The organism is Moorella sp. E308F (assembly GCF_006538365.1).
Lineage (GTDB): Bacteria > Bacillota > DSM-521 > Neomoorellales > Neomoorellaceae > Neomoorella.
In genome coordinates, this window is the sequence record NZ_BJKN01000002.1 from 857,837 (window position 1) to 876,486 (window position 18,650).

At 55.4% G+C, this 18,650-nt stretch carries 15 protein-coding genes; 3 read left to right on the plus strand and 12 right to left on the minus strand.

From position 1 onward, the window contains the following. Positions 1-2: 2 nt before the first annotated feature. The 6 genes from E308F_RS10800 to E308F_RS10825 all read right to left on the minus strand — a co-directional run bounded on the left by E308F_RS10800 (position 3) and on the right by E308F_RS10825 (position 7,226). Complete coding sequence (locus tag E308F_RS10800) at positions 3-1,172, minus strand: NEW3 domain-containing protein (RefSeq protein WP_141264904.1); 1,170 nt, start codon at positions 1,170-1,172, stop codon at positions 3-5. A gap of 100 nt (positions 1,173-1,272) precedes the next feature. Next, positions 1,273-1,887, minus strand: a complete 615-nt coding sequence (locus tag E308F_RS10805; protein WP_216364517.1) for a hypothetical protein — start codon at positions 1,885-1,887, stop codon at positions 1,273-1,275. After that, positions 1,877-2,434, minus strand: coding sequence for a sigma-70 family RNA polymerase sigma factor (locus E308F_RS10810; protein WP_172613596.1), 558 nt, complete (start codon positions 2,432-2,434; stop codon positions 1,877-1,879). Before E308F_RS10810 ends, E308F_RS10805 begins: the two co-directional genes overlap by 11 nt. 114 nt (positions 2,435-2,548) lie before the next feature. Then, the gene (locus E308F_RS10815; protein ID WP_141264907.1) at positions 2,549-2,992 is read right to left on the minus strand and encodes an OsmC family protein; all 444 of its coding nucleotides are present in this window, start codon (positions 2,990-2,992) and stop codon (positions 2,549-2,551) included. A gap of 71 nt (positions 2,993-3,063) precedes the next feature. Beyond that, positions 3,064-3,906, minus strand: a complete 843-nt coding sequence (locus tag E308F_RS10820) for an SWIM zinc finger family protein (RefSeq protein ID WP_141264908.1) — start codon at positions 3,904-3,906, stop codon at positions 3,064-3,066. 44 nt (positions 3,907-3,950) lie between these two features. Beyond that, positions 3,951-7,226 (minus strand): DEAD/DEAH box helicase, encoded by a 3,276-nt coding sequence (locus E308F_RS10825; protein WP_141264909.1) that lies wholly within the window; start codon positions 7,224-7,226, stop codon positions 3,951-3,953. 140 nt (positions 7,227-7,366) lie between these two features. Between E308F_RS10825 and E308F_RS10830 the strand changes: the two genes are divergently transcribed. From E308F_RS10830 to E308F_RS10840, 3 genes are all read left to right on the plus strand, one after another. Beyond that, entirely contained in the window at positions 7,367-7,933 is a 567-nt protein-coding gene (locus E308F_RS10830; protein ID WP_141264910.1) for a Chromate resistance protein ChrB, read from the plus strand. Continuing rightward, entirely contained in the window at positions 7,933-10,494 is a 2,562-nt protein-coding gene (locus E308F_RS10835; RefSeq protein ID WP_141264911.1) for a cation-translocating P-type ATPase, read from the plus strand. The genes E308F_RS10830 and E308F_RS10835 overlap by 1 nt, the downstream gene beginning before the upstream one ends. A gap of 78 nt (positions 10,495-10,572) precedes the next feature. Further along, the gene (locus E308F_RS10840; RefSeq protein WP_141264912.1) at positions 10,573-11,064 is read left to right on the plus strand and encodes a hypothetical protein; all 492 of its coding nucleotides are present in this window, start codon (positions 10,573-10,575) and stop codon (positions 11,062-11,064) included. 110 nt (positions 11,065-11,174) lie between these two features. Here the strand turns inward: E308F_RS10840 and E308F_RS10845 are convergent, their stop codons facing one another. The 6 genes from E308F_RS10845 to nadA form a co-directional block, all read right to left on the minus strand. Then, positions 11,175-12,365 (minus strand): pyridoxal phosphate-dependent aminotransferase, encoded by a 1,191-nt coding sequence (locus E308F_RS10845; protein WP_141265254.1) that lies wholly within the window; start codon positions 12,363-12,365, stop codon positions 11,175-11,177. Between the two features lie 122 nt (positions 12,366-12,487). Next, positions 12,488-13,867, minus strand: a complete 1,380-nt coding sequence (locus tag E308F_RS10850; protein ID WP_141264913.1) for an MATE family efflux transporter — start codon at positions 13,865-13,867, stop codon at positions 12,488-12,490. A 274-nt stretch (positions 13,868-14,141) separates the two neighbouring features. Beyond that, entirely contained in the window at positions 14,142-14,912 is a 771-nt protein-coding gene (locus tag E308F_RS10855; RefSeq protein WP_141264914.1) for a fumarylacetoacetate hydrolase family protein, read from the minus strand. Between the two features lie 152 nt (positions 14,913-15,064). Continuing rightward, positions 15,065-15,898 carry a carboxylating nicotinate-nucleotide diphosphorylase gene (gene nadC / locus E308F_RS10860; protein ID WP_141264915.1) on the minus strand — a complete coding sequence of 278 codons (834 nt, stop codon included), beginning with the start codon at positions 15,896-15,898 and terminating at the stop codon, positions 15,065-15,067. 18 nt (positions 15,899-15,916) lie between these two features. After that, positions 15,917-17,530, minus strand: a complete 1,614-nt coding sequence (gene nadB, locus E308F_RS10865) for an L-aspartate oxidase (RefSeq protein ID WP_141264916.1) — start codon at positions 17,528-17,530, stop codon at positions 15,917-15,919. Between the two features lie 146 nt (positions 17,531-17,676). Further along, the gene (nadA, locus tag E308F_RS10870) at positions 17,677-18,576 is read right to left on the minus strand and encodes a quinolinate synthase NadA (protein ID WP_141264917.1); all 900 of its coding nucleotides are present in this window, start codon (positions 18,574-18,576) and stop codon (positions 17,677-17,679) included. Positions 18,577-18,650: the final 74 nt, after the last annotated feature.

The following is an 18,650-nucleotide window of genomic DNA, read 5'->3' on the forward strand; positions in this document are numbered from 1 at the left end:
GGCTATCGCCGTCCGTACTTCCGGAAAGTTCGCCCAACAGCACCAATTACACCAAGAACCAGGATTACCCCCACCAAACCCCATAGGGTAGAGGTCCGCACACTGACCCGCAAATCGGCGCTGCCACTAGTTTCCTGGGTACTGGCCGTAAGGCGCACCACGTAGTCACCGGCTATGGCCTTGGGCGAGGGTTTGATAAAAGCCGTTACCTGCTGGCTGGCGCCAGCCGGCAGCATGTCAATCTTCTCCGGTTTAAAGGTGACCGCCCAGCCGCTGGCTGCATTGGCGGCAAAGGTAATGTTGGCCAGGTCGGCGCTGCCAGTATTTCTCACCACCATGGTTACCGGGCTCTCTTTGCCGGCAATGGCGTCAGCGTTCAGGCGTCCAGACGGGGTAGTCAGTTCCAGGCTATAGGTGCCGGTAATGTTAACTTTGAGAACAACGCCTGCTTTACTGCTCCCCGAAATGGCTTGGATAGGAATATTATAAGTGCCTTCCTTGACGTTCTGGGGCGGCTTGACGGTCACATCCAGGTCCTGGCTCTTACCAGGCTTTAGACTTAAACTAGCAATCTGCTTGCTGTCATAAGCCGGGCTAAAGGTTACCTGCCAACCTGGGGGCGCCTGAGCGCCCAGGCTGTAGGAACGCTCCTGGGCGCCATTATTGGTCAGGCTAACCCGGAACTGGAAGCTTGTGCTACTGGTTCCGCTCAATACCGGGTAGTCGGTGGTCATCTTGTCACTGCCGGAAGCCACCTCTTTAATGAGCACCTGCAGGTCAAGGCGGGAAGAGGCGCTGCGCCCACTGGCCTGGACCACAAAGCTGTAGTTCCCGGGTTTAACATCGGCCGGCACTTCTACCTGGAAATCAACGCTGGCCGGATTATCAGTATCGGCAAAAGCCTGGCTGACAACCATGCCGCCGCCTTTAAACAGGGCCTGCCACCCTTTGGGGGCGGAAACAACTTTCAGATCAACTTTTTGAGGTACACCGCTATTGCGTAACTCCAGGGGAAAGGTAATCGTTTCCCCGGGTTGGGCCTCAATGCCCGGGAAGGCCGTGGATAGAAGCAGGCCGTTATCCGCCCTGGCTGTCTCTACAAAGGGACTGAAGGCCAGGGCCAGGAAAAATAAAAGAGTAGTCAGGACTAAACATGAGCGCTGGCGAAGCAAAATAATTCCCCCCTATCGCAGATATCAATAAATAAATTCTATACTATAGACGTCCGGTTAGGCCGGGAGGTTACAGCTTGGACAAAAAATTAGGGCGTTTTTAGCGCCCAGTCCCCGTAATCTTATCCTCCTCCCGATAGGGTATTACCTTGTCGCCGTCGAACTCCAAAATCAGGTAGTGGTATTCCGGCCCCCATTGCTCCTGGTAGGTAATCAGGATCAAGGCGCTCCTGCTGGTATCTGAACGTATCACCTGCACGGGTAAGACCAGGTAGGCATCGAGGGGTTGCGTATAGATAAGTTGCCAACCTACGGGCTGCCGGCGCTTGCTGATGGAAGCCAGGAGCTGGTTGGAACCCTCTACCTGACCGATGCTTACCAGGGCTTCGGGCTCCGGGCCGTTTAAGCTAACCATGCGGTATTGGAGTGGTGTAACTTTAAATCCTGCTGGCGGCTCAGGTGCAGTAGCCGACCATTGCCACCAAACCAGGAATAAAAAGACCAGCACCAGGGCCGCTGCCCCGGCCAGGGACCACTTCACCTTCCGCTGCCGGGTAGATACGGTAGGTACCTCTGTCATTGGTAAGGAAGCCACCCTATTTTGTACCCGCCGCCGCATGGCGGCTGTAAAATGCCAGCCAGCAAGGGGCGGCGGGACTTTCCCCGGTAATCCGGCCAGTAGTTTATCCAGGCGGTCCCGGCGTTTAGGCATCACCCTCACCTACCTTAAAAACTTGCTGCAGGCGCTGGCGGGCCCGGTAAAGACGGATCTTTACAGATGGCAGGGATATACCCAGGATTTTAGCAATATCCTTAAGGCTTAACTGCTCGTAATAATGGAGCCAGATTACCTCCCGGTAGATAACCGGCAAATTTAAAATAGCGCGCCATAATTCCTGCTGTTGCAGGTTTTCCAGCACCCGGTCCTCCACACCGGCAAAGGTATGCTCTGGCGGCTTAACGAGTTCTACGTCGCGACGACGGGTCCGGGCCCGCAGCTGGTCGCGGCAAAGGTTGACAGTTATATGGTATATCCAGGTATAAATGGAACTACGACCCTGGAATTTATCCAGGTTGGTGTATATACGGATAAAAACCTCCTGGGCTACATCTTCGGCCCAGTGGAGGTCATGGAGATAGGAATAGGCCAGGTAAAGGACTTTATCGCCGAAGCGCCGCATCAAGTATTCCAGTTGTTGCTGGCGGTTCTCTAGTTCCAGGGGGGCCGCTTGCGGCTGGATAGAGGGTTCATACATACCCATCTCCATTTCCCTCCCCTGAGGTGCTGTTATTAATATATTTTAGCGTTTTGTTATAAGGTTTAAAAGACCACTTAAAAAAGCGGCCGAGATATTAATCGGCCGCTGGTTGAAGTATTATGGTGCTGGGATTACTGGACTGCGGTTACCGTTAATTTCGTAACAGTAACTGATAGGCATGGCTTTTTTCAAGGTATTGACCATACCACAGTACTTGCTTAAAGATAACTCGATGGCGTGCTTGACCTGATCTTCAGGGAGTTCGGGCCCGGCCAAGCGGTAAACCAGAGTAGCAGCAGTAAAGATTTTAGGATGCTCTGGAGCCCGTTCAGCCTCGACGTCAATGGCAAAGGAAGCCAGGGACAGGCGTTTTTTCTTGAGGATGCTCAGGACATCCATAGCCGTGCACCCGGCCATACCCATGAGCAGGACCTCTGAAGGCCTGGCCCCCAGGTTCTGGCCACCATGCTCAGGGGCGGCGTCCATGGTTACCGGCTGGCCGGAAGCCCCCAGCCCCTTTAAGCGCATATGTTCCCCTTCCCAGGTTACGGTTACTTTCATCTTTATCCCTCCTGGTACTATTTTTGTTATTATACATCAGGAGCCGTATAGAAGCAATTTTGGGAAACCTGTCACACCTGACTACCGTCTTCTCCCGCATCATAAGCCAGCTCATAAGCCTTACGGGAGATTTCCTGGTAATAGCTATTTAAAAGCTGATAAAAATCCCGGGCATAGCGCCCAAAGGGAGGAGGACCCAGGCGTTTTAAAACAACCCCGGGAACGGCAGGTGGGTGCATATTAACCTGGAAGGCATCCAGCCCTTCCCCGGACTGCCAAAAATCAACCGGGTCGACAGGTAACTCCGGTGGGGAGCTACTTTCTTCTGGGACCGGCTCCATCTCTTCTTCTTTTTTAACTGGTAGGGAGGGGCCGCCGGCAAGGGCTGCACGCTTCTCTCTGAGAGCCTTGATTATCGCTTCTTTTTCCCGTCCGCGCAAGAGGAAAAGTAAAAAAGGGTCGCTATCAAACTTTTCACCCAGCAAATAATAGACGGCGGCGATATGCTTGCAGGGGTTGGCCCAGTCAGGACAGGTGCAGCTGGTCACGATATCTCCTGCAGCATGGGGGAAGAGGGACAGGCTCACCCCGGTAAAGGCCTCCTCAATATCATCAGGCATTTCGCCAGCCAGCAAGCGAGCAGCAAAAGCTGCCTGACTGGCGAGGGCCTCTATTACCCGTGTCCATTCTCCGTCTGACAGGGGCTTAATTTTAATTTTTACATCGTAGGGTCTGGGTCTGCTCCCCTGTACTTTAGCCTTGACCAGCCCTGGGGCGAGGTCTATACTTAAGACGTTACCCCGCCGCGCATAGGCCCGGCCACGCTGCAGGCGGCTGGCCCAGCCAAAGGACTCCAGGACATCCAGCCAGCGTCTGGCCCACCAGTTGTTACCGAAATTTCGCCGGGAAGTCATTCTTTAACCTCCAAAAAGCTTTTAATCGAATTTGTTTTTTACGGTTAAAGTTCTATTCCCTCGCTCCGTAAAGCCAGCAGTTCCCGTAAGTCTCCAATTGACAATTCCGTAAGCCAGCCTTCACCGGTACCGATAATTTGCTGCGCCAGGGAACGTTTTTCCTCGATCAGGGCGTCAATTCTTTCTTCAAGCGTCCCGGCGCAGATAAATTTATAAACCTGTACATTTTTCTTCTGGCCGATGCGGAAGGCGCGATCGGTAGCCTGGTCTTCTACGGCCGGGTTCCACCAGCGGTCAAAGTGAAACACATGGTTGGCCCGGGTGAGGTTTAGTCCCACCCCGCCAGCCTTGAGGGAAAGGATGAAAAAGGGCGGCCCATTGTTTTCCTCCTGGAAGCGGCGGATTAGCTCCTCCCGTTTGGCCCTTGCCAGCCCCCCGTGGAGGAAAAGGACTTCCCGGTCAAAAGCCGCCTCTAAATATTCTTGCAGCATTTGCCCCATGACGGTAAACTGGGTAAAGATGAGGGCTCGTTCCCTGGCTGCCAGGACCTCTTCTAGCATCTCCTGGAGCCGGGTAAGTTTCCCGGAGCGCCCGTCCAGGTGGCTACCGTCACCCAGGAACTGGGCCGGGTGGTTGCAGATTTGTTTTAATTTGGCCAGGGTAGCCAGGACCAGCCCTTTACGCTCGATGCCGGTGGCGGCTTCTATCTTTTGGAGCATGTCCTGGACAACAGCTTCGTAGAGGGTAGCCTGTTCCCGGGTCAAATGGCAAAAGACCTTGATCTCCTGCTTTTCCGGCAGGTCCTGAATGATTGCCGGGTCAGTCTTGATCCGGCGTAGGATAAAAGGTTGGACCAAGCGCTGCAGCCGTTCCGCCCGCTCCCGGTCCCGGTAACGTTCTATGGGGATCATAAAACGGTTGCGAAAATCGGCCAGGCTGCCCAGGTAGCCGGGGTTTAGAAATTCCATTATGGACCAGAGTTCGCTTAAGTTGTTTTCCACCGGTGTACCGGTAAGGGCGATTCTGAAACCGGCCTTTAAGCGTCGGATGCTCCGGGTCTGTTTGGCTTCCGCATTTTTAATATTCTGGGCCTCGTCGAGAACCACCCCATCCCATTCTACGGCTGCCAGTTCCCTTTCATCCCGGTGAACAAGGGTATAGGTGCTGATTATCAGGTCCCGTCGGGCTGCCTCCCGGATAAATTCGTCGCCTGAGAGGCGCTCACTGCCGTGGTGGAGAAGGACTCGCAGTGAGGGGGCAAAACGCGCTACTTCCCGCTGCCAGTTGCCGGCCACTGAAGTGGGACAGATAAGGAGAACCGGGCCGCTGGCCATTCCCTGTTCCTTGCGGTAAAGCAGTAAAGCCAGGAGCTGGATGGTCTTGCCCAGGCCCATATCGTCGGCCAGGCAGGCACCCAGGCCCAGTTCAGTAATAAACTTCAGCCAGGAAAAACCCCGCACCTGGTAAGGGCGAAGGCTACCCCGGAATCCGGAGGGCTGGGGCAGGAGGGCAATTTTTTGGTTGTCGTGCACCTTTTCTAGAATGGAATTAAGCTGACCCTCTGATTCAATACCCAGTAGCGGGAGACTGGCGAGGGCTACTTCGCCTTCAGGTTGCTCTTTACCTGAATCTGGAACTACCCCGCCCAGCAGGCTGAGACGTAAAGCCTCACCCAGGCTCATGGTCCCCTGGATGGCTTGCTTTTTCCAAAACCTGTCCAGGGCCGCCAGTTCCTCCGGCCGGAGCTCCACCCACTGGCCCCGTACCCGGACCAGGGGCACCTTTAAAGCAGCCAGCCTGGCAAATTCCTTCCTGTCGATGACGGTATCCCCCAGGGCCACTTCCCATTCATAATCGACCAGGGCGGACAGGCCCAGGCCCCCGTATGCAGCCGGCCTAATCATCCGGGAAGCGTTTTTGCCCCGCTCACTGGTCTTCAGCTTTAAGCGCAGCCCCAGGCGGGATTTATGCTGCCCCCACCAGGAAGGCACCAGTACGCCAAAGCCGCTTTCGGCCAGGAGGCCGGCCGCTTCCCGCAAGAAGGTATAGGCTTCTTCAGTAGTAAGGAGACAGCCTTCCGGTGAAGGGTCTTTCAGGCTCTTTTCCAGGGGCGGGAATAACCTTGCCGCCCGGCCCAGGTCGGCCAGGAGCCTTTCCTGGGGATTGGCGAAGCGCCGGTTCAGGAACTCCAGCACGCTGCCCTTTTCGCGCCAGACCTCCCCGGCTGGCACCAGGAGGCTGGGATCATCGCTGGCCTGGAGTAAAAATTGCAACTGCCAGGAAGGCTGGCCTTCTTCTCCCGTTCTTTCCGGTGGTTCCAGGCGGAAACAGGTGCGAAAGGCTACGGTCCCCGGCTGGCTGAACAGGGTCTTCGTCCAGCCATTGATTTGCTCCTTCAGGTCTTTCATTTCCAGCAACGGCCCGCTAAAGGTGGCTTTTTCTGCCGTCAGGGCCATAGCCCACTTAGCCGGGGTATTATCGTCCCCGAGCCCCTTGGTCCTCCCCTCGAGAGGCGAAATCATAAGCCAGTACCGGGCCATGGCATCGACGGTGCCGTGCAGGAAATCTTCCACCAGGAGGCGAGGATGCGGGAGCGGAGTACTCGCCACGGCCCGGCAGGCGGGCGGCATACCGGCCGCCAGTAAGTCCACCCGGCGGGCATCTTCAGGTTGGTCTAAGAGGGCTCGCCAGGAAGCCCTTAATTCCTGCCTCAGCGGAGTTTTTGCCCCGGCCCTCTTCCCCGCCGGTGCTTTTACCTCCTCCAGTACCACCGGGATAAAGCGTTCCCGGACCAGGAGTTCCAGGGCCAGCTTGGCTGCCAGGCTCCAGAACAGGAAATCGGGTGCTAAAATATTACCTTTAATTTGCCCGGCACTTCCTTCCCCCAGCCGGGTCAGGACATTGATAACCCATACCGGTGATACTGCCAGGCCTTTGACCTCCCAGGGGGTTAAGACCAGGTTGCTTTCCCGTAAAGATTGACCCCTCCGGGCAATCTCGCCGCTACCGGGCAGATGCCTTAGCTGCGGCGAAGGCAGGGGTCCAAGATTGGTTGAGGGGAGTAACAACTGGATTTTATCCAGGCCCGGCGGAATAAGGGGTATGCTTTTATAAAGGCCCGCGCTTAAATTAAGGAGGACGGTGATAAGTTCCTGGTCGGAAGCCTGAAAAGGATGAAGGGGCACTTTATTTTTAGCTGGCCTGGGCAGGTAGAGTTCCTTTTGCTGACGAGCGGCGGCCAGGGATTCCCCCCAGACAAAAAAGCGGCCATTTACTTCTTTATTGCTATCTTTAACCCAGGTCCCATGGACGACAATCATTGCCAGTATGCTCCTGCTGAAATATATCTTGCAATTATTCGCCGCGAGGATTAATTTTTCCTGCCGTTCCTCCCTTTAACCTTGACTTTCAATGCAACATTTGTTACATTGTAACGAATGTTACATCATGGGTGAGAATAATGAACCAGGACATTACCGGCCGCGGCAACAAATGGCACCTGTTCATCTATAAAGTACCCGGCGAACCATCGAGCAAGCGCATTTACCTCTGGCGGGAACTCAACAGGCTGGGAGCCCTCTACCTGCAGCAGGCCGCCTGCCTCCTCCCGGCACGCCCCGGACTACTGGAAAAACTGGAACAACTAAAGTCACGGGTAGAAGAATTCGAAGGCACTGCCTATCTCTTCCCCAATCTCAACCTTGATCCCGGGCAAGAAGCTCAGATAATAGAGCAATTCAAGGAAATGCGCAATAAAGAATACCAGGAAATAATTAAAGAGATTAACAAATACCTGGCAGAACTGGAAAAGGAAGTGCGTATTCAGAACTTTTCTCCGGCGGAAATAGAAGAGGAGGAAGCCGAACTGGAAAAAATCGAACGCTGGTACCAGCGGGCCCGGGAGCGCGACTGGTATAATGCCCCCCTGGGTGAACAGGTCGCCTCCCTTATAGACGAAGCCCGGGTAGCCCTGGCGAGGTTTACCACTCTTACCTATGGAGCCTTAAAAGAAAGGGAGATTAATTGATGCCGGCCCCTTGCCCCTGGAGCCAGGCGCCGGAAGATGTTCTGGCCTGGCAGCAGGTAGATCCGGAGGAGGGTCTAAGTGCCGCTGAAGCCCAGAGGCGCCTGAAAATTTACGGTCCCAACCGCACGCTGGTCCGTCCCGTCCTATCCTTCTGGCATATCTTTGCCGAAGAAATCCGCGAGCCCATGATCCTTTTACTCCTGGCGGTAGCTGCCGCCTATTTCCTCCTGGGAGAACTGGGGGAAGCCCTGGCCGCAACGTCCATTATCCTGGGTATCGTCTTCATTGAGGTAGGCACCGAGTTTCGCGCCAAGAAGGCCATTGCCGCCCTCCAGGACCTGAACGCCCCCACTACCCCGGTCCTGCGCCAGGGCAAAGTAAAGGCCATTAATACTGAAGACGTTGTCCCCGGCGACATTCTGGTGCTCCAGCCCGGCAACCGCGTGCCGGCCGACGCCCGCCTCCTGGTGAGCGCCGGCCTGGCCGTCGATGAGTCCCCCCTTACCGGGGAATCCCTGCCGGTGGAAAAACACACCCGGCCCCTGGACCCGGAAACCCCTCTATCCGACCGTCACAATATGGTTTATCAGGGTACGGTAATATCCCGGGGTGAAGGCCTGGCCTGCGTGGTAGCCACAGGTCTGGAGACCGAACTGGGGCGGATTGTTGGCCTTACGCGCCGGGCCCGTGAGCCCCGCACCCCCCTGCAGCAGTTTATGCGGGAACTGAGCCGGGTCCTGGCGCTAGTTGCCCTGGGTTTTGCCGTGCTTATCCCTTTCCTCCAGTTCCTGGTGGCCAGGGAACCCTGGCCCCGGGCGGTCCTCACCGGCCTGAGCCTGGCCTTTGCTACAATACCCGAAGAACTCCCCATCCTGGTGACCATGGTCCTGGGCCTGGGGTCTCTAAAGCTCGCCCGGGAAAAGGCCCTGGTCCGGCGCCTGCGAGCCGCTGAAACCCTGGGATACATCACCACCGTGGTCACCGACAAGACGGGTACCCTGACGGCCAACCGCCTCACCCTGGAAGCCATCTGGCTGCCGGGGAAAGGAAAACTCCTGTCCCCTACCCTGGCCCGGCAGGATAACGCGGCCGGGGAATTACTCCTGGCCGCCCTCCTGACCCAGAGCCCGGTTACTGCCTTGGAAGCCTGTGACCCCCTGGAAAAGGCCCTGGCCGAAGGGGGAGGACACCTGGACCTGCCCCGGGAAGAGTTGCTGGCTTTTTACCCTTTAAACCAGGATCAACGCTGGGTAGGGGCCCTGCGCGCTAACCAGGCCGGGGCTACCCTATACGTCAAGGGAGCGGCGGAAGAAGTGCTGGCCATGTGTACCGATCCTTCCACCCAGGAGGCTACCGCCGCCACCCTGGCGCAACTTGCCGGCGAAGGCAAGCGAGTCCTGGCAGTAGCCAGGCGCTTTTTCTCCAGCCAGGACCTGCCGGCAGAGGCTGCTGCAGCCGGCCAGGACCTCACTTTCCTGGGATTTTTAATCTTTGCCGACTCCTTACGCCCTGAGGCTGCCGCGGCAGTGGGCGCCGTGCAGCAGGCCGGGATCAAGGTCTACCTGGCCACCGGCGACCACCCCGAGGCAGCCCGCCGTATTGCCCGCCAGGTAGGTATCCCGGCAGAGAAATTGCTGGCCGGCGCCGAACTGGAGCAATTAAGCCCTAAGGATTGGGATCCCTTTCTCCAGGAAACCCGTGTCCTGGCACGCATAACGCCGGAACAGAAACTCCAGTTAGTCCAGGCCCTGCAGGCTAAAGGGGAAATAGTCGCCATGATCGGCGATGGTATTAATGATGCCCCGGCCCTGGCCGTAGCCCACGTAGGCCTGGCCATGGGCCGCCAGGGTACCGATGTCGCCCGGGAGGCCGCCGGCGTGGTTTTAAGCGACGACTGCTTTTCTACCCTGGCCACGGCCATCCGCCAGGGGCGGGGCCTCCTGGCGAACCTGCAAAAGTCGGTGCGCTATTACCTGGCAGTGAAGGTAGCCCTCATCGCTACTATGCTGGTACCTGCCGCCCTGGGGCAACCGGCTCCCTTTTCGCCCCTGATGATTATTCTCCTAGAACTGTTCATGGACCTGGCGGCCTCAACTGCCTTTGTCATCGAGCCCCCGGAGGAGCCTCTCATGGAACGCCCCCCGCGCCGGCCCGACCGGCCCTTCCTGGACCGGCCCATGGTCCAGGTGATCTTTGCCGGAGGCCTGCTCCTGGCCCTGGCAGTAGGGCTGGCCTACCAGGGCCTCGAACTCTGGTGGGGACCGGCCCCTGTACCTATAAGGCAAACTGCCGCCTTTGCTACCTGGATGCTGGGGCATGTCCTGCTGGCCTACGCCTTAAGGACCCAGAGCCTGCCCCCTTACCGCCAGGGGTTCTTTAGCAACAGTGTCCTTAATCTCTGGGCCCTGGGAGCGGCAGCAGTAACCCTGATGGCTGTCTACCTGACACCCCTGCAGGCTGTCCTGGGTACCGGCACCCTACCCACCGGGGCTTGGGGGCTGGTGGCCGGGGCCGCCCTGCTGCCCGGCCTGGTGATGCTGTTCTACTGTCCCGGACAATGAGGGGAGGTTTGCAGTAATAAGAACTGCTATTGCCCGTCCCGGGAGATAATGGTACAATTGTATCAGGGAGGGAAAAATATGCCTGAAGAAGCCAGGAAAGAAATAGCTGCCGGGACAGATGAAATATTCTACCCCAGAGGTTTTGACCCGTTTAATTACCTGGTCCAGCAGCTTAATAACATGGATGCACGCTGGGAAACCAGGTTTAGTAAGGTGGAAACCCAGTTTACCGAGTTAGAGAAAAAATTCGAAAGTCGGTTTGCCGAGTTAGAGAAAAAGTTTGAAGGTAGGTTTGCCGAGTTAGAGAAAAAGTTTGAAGGTAGGTTTGCCGAGTTAGAAAAAAAGTTTGAAGGTAGGTTTAACGAACTAGATAATAAATACGAAAACCGGTTTACCAGAATAGAAACAGAAATGGGGACGTTACGGCAAGCGATTGGTATTCTGCGGGAGGAAATGCTACGCGAATTCCGCAGTGTTCAGCGCTGGTCTTTTGGTACTATCGCAGCAGTAATAGTCGGATTTGTCGGTATTATCGCTTCCCTGCTCGCTATCCTGGCCAGGTTACCATAAAACCAGCTCTGGTAATTGAGCATTATCTGCCTGGAATATATTTCCAGGCGATCGTTTTTGTAGCTTATATACAAAAGCCCGGGACACCCCGGGCTCAGGAGTTGATAGTTTTATTGTAATTCGACGATAAAAGCCTTTAGCCGCTCCAGGCCGGCTTCGATCTGGGTCATCGAGGTGGCATAGGATAGGCGTAAGAATGGGTCGGCGCCAAAGGCAATGCCAGGTACCACGGCTAACTGGTATTCATTAAGGAGAACCGTAGCCACGTCGGTAGAACTGGCCAGCACCTGGCCGCGGAAGCGGCGGCCAAATAGCTTGCCGATGTACGGGAAAACATAGAAGGCTCCACCGGGCTGGTTGCATTCTACTTCCGGCAGTTCCCTTAATCCTGCCAGGATGCGGTTGCGGCGCTTTTCAAATTCGCAGCGCATTGCCTCCACCGGTTCCTGGCTGCCGGTCAGGGCAGCCACCGCCGCCTTCTGGGCTATAGAAGTAGGGTTGGAAGTCGAGTGGCTCTGCAGGTCGGTCATGGCCTTGGCAATAGGCCGGGGAGCGGCGGCATAGCCAATCCGCCAGCCGGTCATGGCATAGGTTTTGGACACGCCGTCGATGACGATGGTGCGCTCTTTTATTTCCGGCCCCAGGGCGGCGATGCTGGTATGGTTGAGACCATCGTAGAGCAGGGCGGCGTATATTTCATCGGAAATAACCATCAGCCCATGGGCCAGGACTACTTCCGCTAGGGCTTCTAATTCGTTCCGGCTGTAGACCACCCCGGTGGGATTGCAGGGCGAATTAAGGATTAAGAGTTTGGTCCGGGGAGTCAGGGCTGCCTTCAGGGCCGCCGGGGTTAACTTGAAATCCGTAGTAGCATCGGTATTTACTACCACCGGTACTCCACCGGCCAGTTTAATTTGCTCGTAATAACTTACCCAGTAGGGAGCACTGATGATTACTTCATCCCCATCATTAAGTAAGACCTGCATGGCGTTGTAAAGGGAGTGTTTGGCGCCGCACGATACCACTATATCGGCAGGCTCATAGCTCAAACCCCGGTTTTTCAGGTTGTCACAGACTGCCTGGCGCAGTTCCGGGATCCCGGCCACGGGCGTGTAACGGGTAAAGCCGGCCTTCAAGGCGTCAATGGCTGCCTGCTTGATATGTTCGGGCGTGTCGAAATCAGGCTCACCGGCACTAAAGTTGATTACCTGAATACCTTTAGCCTTCATGGCTTTGGCCTGGGCATCTATAGCCAGGGTAGGAGATGGGCTGATGCCGGCAGCCCGCCGGGCAAGTTCCACCATAAATCCCTCCAGCGTCGATGATATTTTTATTATTTCTCTTACCGTTGAATTTGTAAAGGCTTTTTTACCTCTGGCCAGGACGGATTCTGTCGCCGGAACCGGACACCCTTCCCGCCTGGTTATCCCTTCCTGCCGGTGCTGCATGGTTCTAATCCTGCCAGAGGTGCATTCCTGGCTCTAAACTCATAATAAAGGCACCCGGCAGTTATCAGGGTTGCGCCTGCATCGGCAATAGGAGCGGCCCACCAGATACCTTCCAGCCCCCAAAACCGCGGCAGGATTAGCAGTAGAGGTATAAAGAGCAGTACCTGCCTCGACAGAGAAAGAATCGTAGCCTGCACCGGTTTTCCTACCGCCTGGAAATATCCTGCACCGACAATTTGAAATCCGATCACGGGGAGGACAAGAAAAAGTCTTTGCATGGCATGGCTGCCCAACTCTATTAACTGGACATCCCCACGGCTGAATAGCGCTATCAGATGTTCCGGCCAGATTCTAGTGAAAATATAGCCGGACCCCACAATTACCGTCGCCCAAAAGCTGGCCAGCTTTAAAGTGGCCTTAACCCGGTCAAATTGCCGGGCTCCGTAGTTAAAGCCGATGATCGGTTGCGCGGCCTGGGAGATTCCTATCACAGGCATGAACATAAAGGTCCCCAGGCTAAAAACAACGCCGACAGCAGCTACGGCCAGGTCTCCTCCATAAAAAGTAAGGCTCTTGTTGAAAAGCACCTGCTGCACGCTGTGTACCAATTGCAGGGCGAAGGGGGGAAAACCCACCGCAAAAATATTAAGACACACAATCGGTTGCAGAGTAAAATTCTTCGAGCGCAACTTGATCAGGCTTTTCCCGGACAGGTAATAATAAAGGACCCAGCTGGCGGAGACCCCCTGGGAAATAACTGTAGCTAGAGCCGCGCCTTTAATCCCCATTTCCAGTAGGAAGATAGCTATATAATCGAGAAGAATATTGGTAATCCCGCCAATTAATATTGTGTACATGGCAATTACCGGCTGGCCCTCAGCCCGAATCATATTGCTCATGCCGAAGCCGATGGACATTAAAACATTACCTGTTAAAATTACTCGCAAATAATCCGCTGCATAAGGCATTACAACTTCGCTGGCTCCAAAGGCGGATAAAACGGGTTCTAAGAATCCCAGGAACAGAAGCGATAAAACTGCTGCAATTAAAACCAGCAATACCAGGCCGTTCCCGGCTATCTGTTCGGCCTCTTCCTTCCTGCGCTCACCAAGGCGGATGGATATTAATGAAGTAGACCCCATGCCGATAAGCATGGAAAAGGCCATCAGCACAATCATTACGGGAAAACTTATGGTTATCCCCGCGAGGGCCATGGAGCCTACTCCCCGTCCGACAAATATCCTGTCCACCACGTTATAAAGAGCATTTACCAGCATGCCTGTTATGGCGGGCAACGAAAATTTCCACAGCAGCTGACCGATGTTGCTTTCACCAAGCTGCTTCGAACTATCCATATTTTCTCAAACCCCTTTATAAATGCTTTATGTAGTGTTTTGAAATTGCATCTTCTATGTTACGCTTCCCCTTTGGGGAATTCTATCATAACTGCGGCTCAAGTCAATGTAGAATGCAAATTGTTTTTGATGAAAAATGAAATTTATGATATAAAATGAATATATGAGTAGACAGGTTTGCATGCACTTTATTGCTTGCATATTGTTGACCGCTTAAAAAATCTTAGCGGGATGGCCATGGGCTAAAGTTTTTTGTAAGTAACGTTAGTGATAATTACCGAGCAATGATCCTGTTAACCAGGCTCCCTATCTTTTCCACCCTAATTTCAATGGTATCGCCCACCTGCATGGGACCCACCCCTTCCGGCGTGCCGGTCATGATTACATCTCCGGGTAATAAGGTCATTACCTGAGAGATAAAACTCACCAGAAAAGGTATAGAAAAGATGAGCTGGGAAGTACGGCCGTCCTGCTTTAGTTCGCCGTTTAAAAAAGACTGGACGCGAAGGTCGGAAACGTCAATACCCCGCACAATATAGGGTCCAAGGGGTAAAAATGTATCGAAGCTCTTAGCCCTGGTCCACTGGCCGTCTTTCTGCTGCAAATCCCTGGCTGTAACGTCGTTTCCAACGGTATAGCCGAAAATATACTCCCAGGCTTCTTCTTCTTTTACATTATGGGCCTCACGGCCGATAACCACGGCCAACTCTGCTTCATAATCAAGGCGTTTAACCACGGGCCAGTAAATTATATTTTCATTAGGGCCAATTACACAGGTTGACGGCTTGATAAAGATGACCGGCTCTTCCGGCACTTTCTCGGCCATTTCTTTAATATGATTGCTATAATTCAGCCCTACACATACAGCCTTACTGGGCCGGCAGGGAGCCAATAGACGCACTTCGTTTAAACTGAAGCACCGGCCATTTTCCCAGTGCTCCCCGAAAATATCACCTTCAAAGGCGACAATCGTCTCTCCCTCCAGGCGGCCGTAAAAGATATCTTTCCCGGCAGCAAAGCGAACCAATTTCTCGACTTTCACCATTACTTTTGCCTCCTTCTGCCCTTTTATTATCACAATAATATGTTTCAGGACCCCAGTTTATTTAGTTCAAACTCCGAGGATAAAATCCTCCTCATTGTTAAAAATAAAATTACCAGGGGTATTTAAAAAGCCTCCTCACGGGAGGCAGGAGGCTAAAATAGTTCCAAACTCAGGTCCAGGGCGGCAACGCTATGGGTCAGGGAGCCAACGGAAATATAGTCGACGCCGGTAGCCGCTACTTCCGCTACCCGGTCCAGGGTGATGCCGCCGGAAGCCTCTACTAAGGCCCGGCCGCCAATCACTTCTACGGCCCGGCGCATCTCCGGGGGAGACATGTTGTCCAGCATAATCAGCTCCACCCCAGCGGCCAGGGCCTCTTCGACCTGAGCCAGGTTTTCAACTTCCACTTCAATTTTCGTCGTCAGGGGAATAGCCCGGCGGACCCTGGCTACCGCCGCGGTAATACTCCCGGCCGCTTTAATATGGTTATCCTTAAGCAGGACGGCATCGCCCAGGTTCAAGCGGTGGTTTACCCCGCCCCCCATGCGGACAGCGTATTTATCCAGGAGGCGCAGGCCGGGAACGGTCTTGCGGGTATCGCAAATTTTTGCTTTATAGGGCTTAACCAGCTCTACATAACGGGCCGTCAGGGTAGCGATGCCCGAGAGGCGCTGGAGAAAATTTAAAGCCACCCTTTCGGCCCCGAGGATGGCCACCAGAGACCCCTCTACCAAGGCTACCCTTTGCCCGGCGGCAACCTGGCTCCCATCGGTTACCAGGGGTGTAAAGGTACAGCCCGGGGGTAGCAGCTGGAAGGCCAGTCCGGCTACCGGCAGGCCGGCAATAATGCCCTCCTGGCGGGCGATGATTTCCCCCCGGCCGCGGTCGGCAGGGGTAAAAAGGGCGCTGCTGGTCAGGTCTCCCGCGCCCAGGTCTTCTTCCAGGGCTCTTTTGACTATTTCTGTAACTGCGAGCATATTGAGCATGATTTAGCAATCCCCCTTCTACAGGACCGGGACTTCCCTGGCTTCCTTCTCCCTGGCCAGCACCAGCCGTTTCCGGTAGGCGGGATCGGTTTCCGGGAAGTCCTCGCGGTAATGAGCGCCCCGGCTTTCCCGGCGCCAGGTGGCGGCAGTAATAATTAAATGGGCCACAGTCAGCATATTGCGGATCTCTACCGCCAGTCGATCCCTGGCTGGATAACCCAGTAACGGCCACCAAGATTCCAGGGTGCTGGCAGCCTCTTGTAAGCCCTCCCTATTGCGGATTAAACCTGCCCGCTGCTGCATAATTTCCTGGACGGCCAGCCAGTTGCCGGTATCCTCCTGGCCGCCATCTTTTAGCGTGTTGTATTTTAGCCGTGGACAGGGGGATGGCTTGAGTTCCTGGTTTAAAAGTTCGGCGGCTATCCGTCCGCCAAAAACCAGGCCTTCTAGCAGGGAATTGCTGGCCAGGCGATTGGCGCCGTGGACCCCGGTACAGGCCACTTCGCCGCCGGCATAAAGGCCGGTAATATTAGTCCGCCCGTTTAAGTCCGTTCGTACCCCGCCCATAAAGTAATGGGCCGCCGGGGCCACGGGCAACCATTCCTTTAGCGGGTCTAATCCCAGCTCCCGGCAGGTGGAGGTGATGGTGGGAAAACGGCGTTGCACCAGTTCGCCCTCGAGGTGGGTCAGGTCCAGATAAACGTGGCCGGACCCGTGCCGGGCCATCTCGCTGGCTACCGCCCGGGCGACGACATCCCGGGGGGCTAGCTCCCCCAAGGGGTGGTAGGCAGGCATAAACCTTTCGCCGGCCTGATTGCGTAAAATCGCCCCTTCACCACGGACGGCCTCGGAAATCAAGAAACCGGGTGCGCCGGGGTGCACCAGGACGGTAGGGTGAAACTGGTAAAACTCCACGTCCATGACCTCAGCCCCGGCGCGGTAGGCCATGGCCACGCCGTCGCCGGTAGCTACTGCCGGGTTGGTCGTAACGGGGTAAATTCGGCCGGCGCCGCCGCAGGCCAGGACAACAGCTTGAGCCAGGATAGCCTTCAGGGTTCCCGCTCCGGTTAACACCAGGGCGCCGCAGCAGCGGCCTTCAACAACCAGCAGGTCCAGGGCCATGGTCCCCGGCCACAGCTGAATGTTTGTGGCTCCTGCCGCCCTAGCTGCCAGGCCCTGCCAGATGATAGCCCCGGTGGCGTCGCCGCCGGCGTGAAGGATGCGCCGCCGGCTATGGGCTCCTTCCTTACCCAGAGCTACCTTATCGCCTTCACGATCGAAGGGTATACCCCATTCAATCAGCTCCTGGACCCGTCCGGGCCCTTCTGTTACCAGCACCCTGGCGGCAGCAGGGTCCCCCAGGCCGGCAGCCGCCGTTAAAGTATCTTCCAGGTGTAATGCGGCGGAATCTTCCTCATTAATGGCAGCGGCAATTCCCCCCTGGGCCAGGTCGGTAGCGCATTCCGCCGGGTTATCTTTAGTTACCAGGACCACCCGGTAGCGTCCGGCTACCTTTAAAGCTGTATAAAGGCCGGCAATGCCGCTGCCGATAATCAAAATATCAGTCTCTTCCCGGGGTAAACCAGTAAGATTAAAATTGACGAGATAACGGGGAACCCTTTCCCAGTCCATACTTCAAATAATCTCTCCTCAAAGTAGACATTCATGCCGCCTGGACGGCACCAGCAGAGGATGAAAAAGGCAGCCGTAACAACTTGTTCCCCAAACCAGTAACTGCTCCTCATTTTGACCGGGCTTAGCTTTATCCTTAAAGCCAATTACACGGCCAGCATGCGCTCCAGGGCGCGGTAGGCCCGGCTGCGGATGGTTTCCGGCACCTGGACTACCGGCTGCATCTCCCGTAAGCAGCGGGCTATTTTCTCCAGGGTGGTAAGCTTCATATTAGGGCAAACCAGCCCCGGGGACAGGAGATAAAATTTTTTCTCCGGATTATCTAGCTGCAGGCGGTGGAGAATGCCCATCTCCGTACCGATTAGAAACTCTTTAGCCCTGCTTTCCCGGGCATATTTGATAATGGCCCCGGTACTGCCGACAAAGTCGGCCGCCCGGGCGACTTCCGGCCGGCACTCGGGATGGACCAGGATTTCGGCCTCCGGGTGGGCCGCCCTGGCCCTATCTAGCTCGTCGAGGGTTACCCGGTAATGGGTAAGGCAGCCGCCATCCCAGGGGATTATCTCTTTGTCGGTAAACCGGGCGACAAAACTGGCGAGATTCCGGTCCGGGACAAAAAGTATTCTTCGCCGGGTCAGGGACTGAACGACCGCCACGGCATTGCTGGAGGTACAGCAAATATCGCTTTCGGCTTTAACATCTGCTGAGGTATTAACATAACAGACTACCGCGGCATCCGGGTATCTAGCTTTAGCTTCCCGCAGGGCCTCGACATCAATGCTATCGGCCAGGGGACAGCCGGCCTGGCTGTCCGGCAGGAGGATTATTTTTTCTGGTGCCAGGATGCTGGCACTTTCCGCCATAAAGCGTACCCCGGCTAAAACTACCACCTTGGCCCTGGTAGTGGCAGCATAACGGCTGAGGGCCAGGGAATCGCCCACAAAATCCGCTATATCCTGGACGGCATCCTGCTGGTAATTATGGGCCAGGACTACCGCCTGGCGTTCTTTTTTTAGTTTTTCTATTTCTTGAACCAGTTCCGACATAAGTTCTCCCCTTCCAAAAGTGCTCAGGACCGTACGGACATCCCCGGTGTAATCTCCAATCCTAAAGATAGCCG

What these genes read in the sequence shown, in the direction of transcription:
- E308F_RS10825 (WP_141264909.1), bottom strand. Translation starts at nt 7,226, where the DNA reads ATGATTGTCGTCCATGGGACCTGGGTTAAAGATAGCAATAAAGAAGTA.
- nadB (WP_141264916.1), bottom strand. Translation starts at nt 17,530, where the DNA reads ATGGACTGGGAAAGGGTTCCCCGTTATCTCGTCAATTTTAATCTTACT.
- E308F_RS10830 (WP_141264910.1), top strand. Translation starts at nt 7,367, where the DNA reads ATGAACCAGGACATTACCGGCCGCGGCAACAAATGGCACCTGTTCATC.
- E308F_RS10850 (WP_141264913.1), bottom strand. Translation starts at nt 13,867, where the DNA reads ATGGATAGTTCGAAGCAGCTTGGTGAAAGCAACATCGGTCAGCTGCTG.
- E308F_RS10835 (WP_141264911.1), top strand. Translation starts at nt 7,933, where the DNA reads ATGCCGGCCCCTTGCCCCTGGAGCCAGGCGCCGGAAGATGTTCTGGCC.
- E308F_RS10820 (WP_141264908.1), bottom strand. Translation starts at nt 3,906, where the DNA reads ATGACTTCCCGGCGAAATTTCGGTAACAACTGGTGGGCCAGACGCTGG.
- E308F_RS10855 (WP_141264914.1), bottom strand. Translation starts at nt 14,912, where the DNA reads ATGGTGAAAGTCGAGAAATTGGTTCGCTTTGCTGCCGGGAAAGATATC.
- E308F_RS10840 (WP_141264912.1), top strand. Translation starts at nt 10,573, where the DNA reads ATGCCTGAAGAAGCCAGGAAAGAAATAGCTGCCGGGACAGATGAAATA.
- E308F_RS10810 (WP_172613596.1), bottom strand. Translation starts at nt 2,434, where the DNA reads ATGGGTATGTATGAACCCTCTATCCAGCCGCAAGCGGCCCCCCTGGAA.
- E308F_RS10815 (WP_141264907.1), bottom strand. Translation starts at nt 2,992, where the DNA reads ATGAAAGTAACCGTAACCTGGGAAGGGGAACATATGCGCTTAAAGGGG.
- nadC (WP_141264915.1), bottom strand. Translation starts at nt 15,898, where the DNA reads ATGCTCAATATGCTCGCAGTTACAGAAATAGTCAAAAGAGCCCTGGAA.
- nadA (WP_141264917.1), bottom strand. Translation starts at nt 18,576, where the DNA reads ATGTCGGAACTGGTTCAAGAAATAGAAAAACTAAAAAAAGAACGCCAG.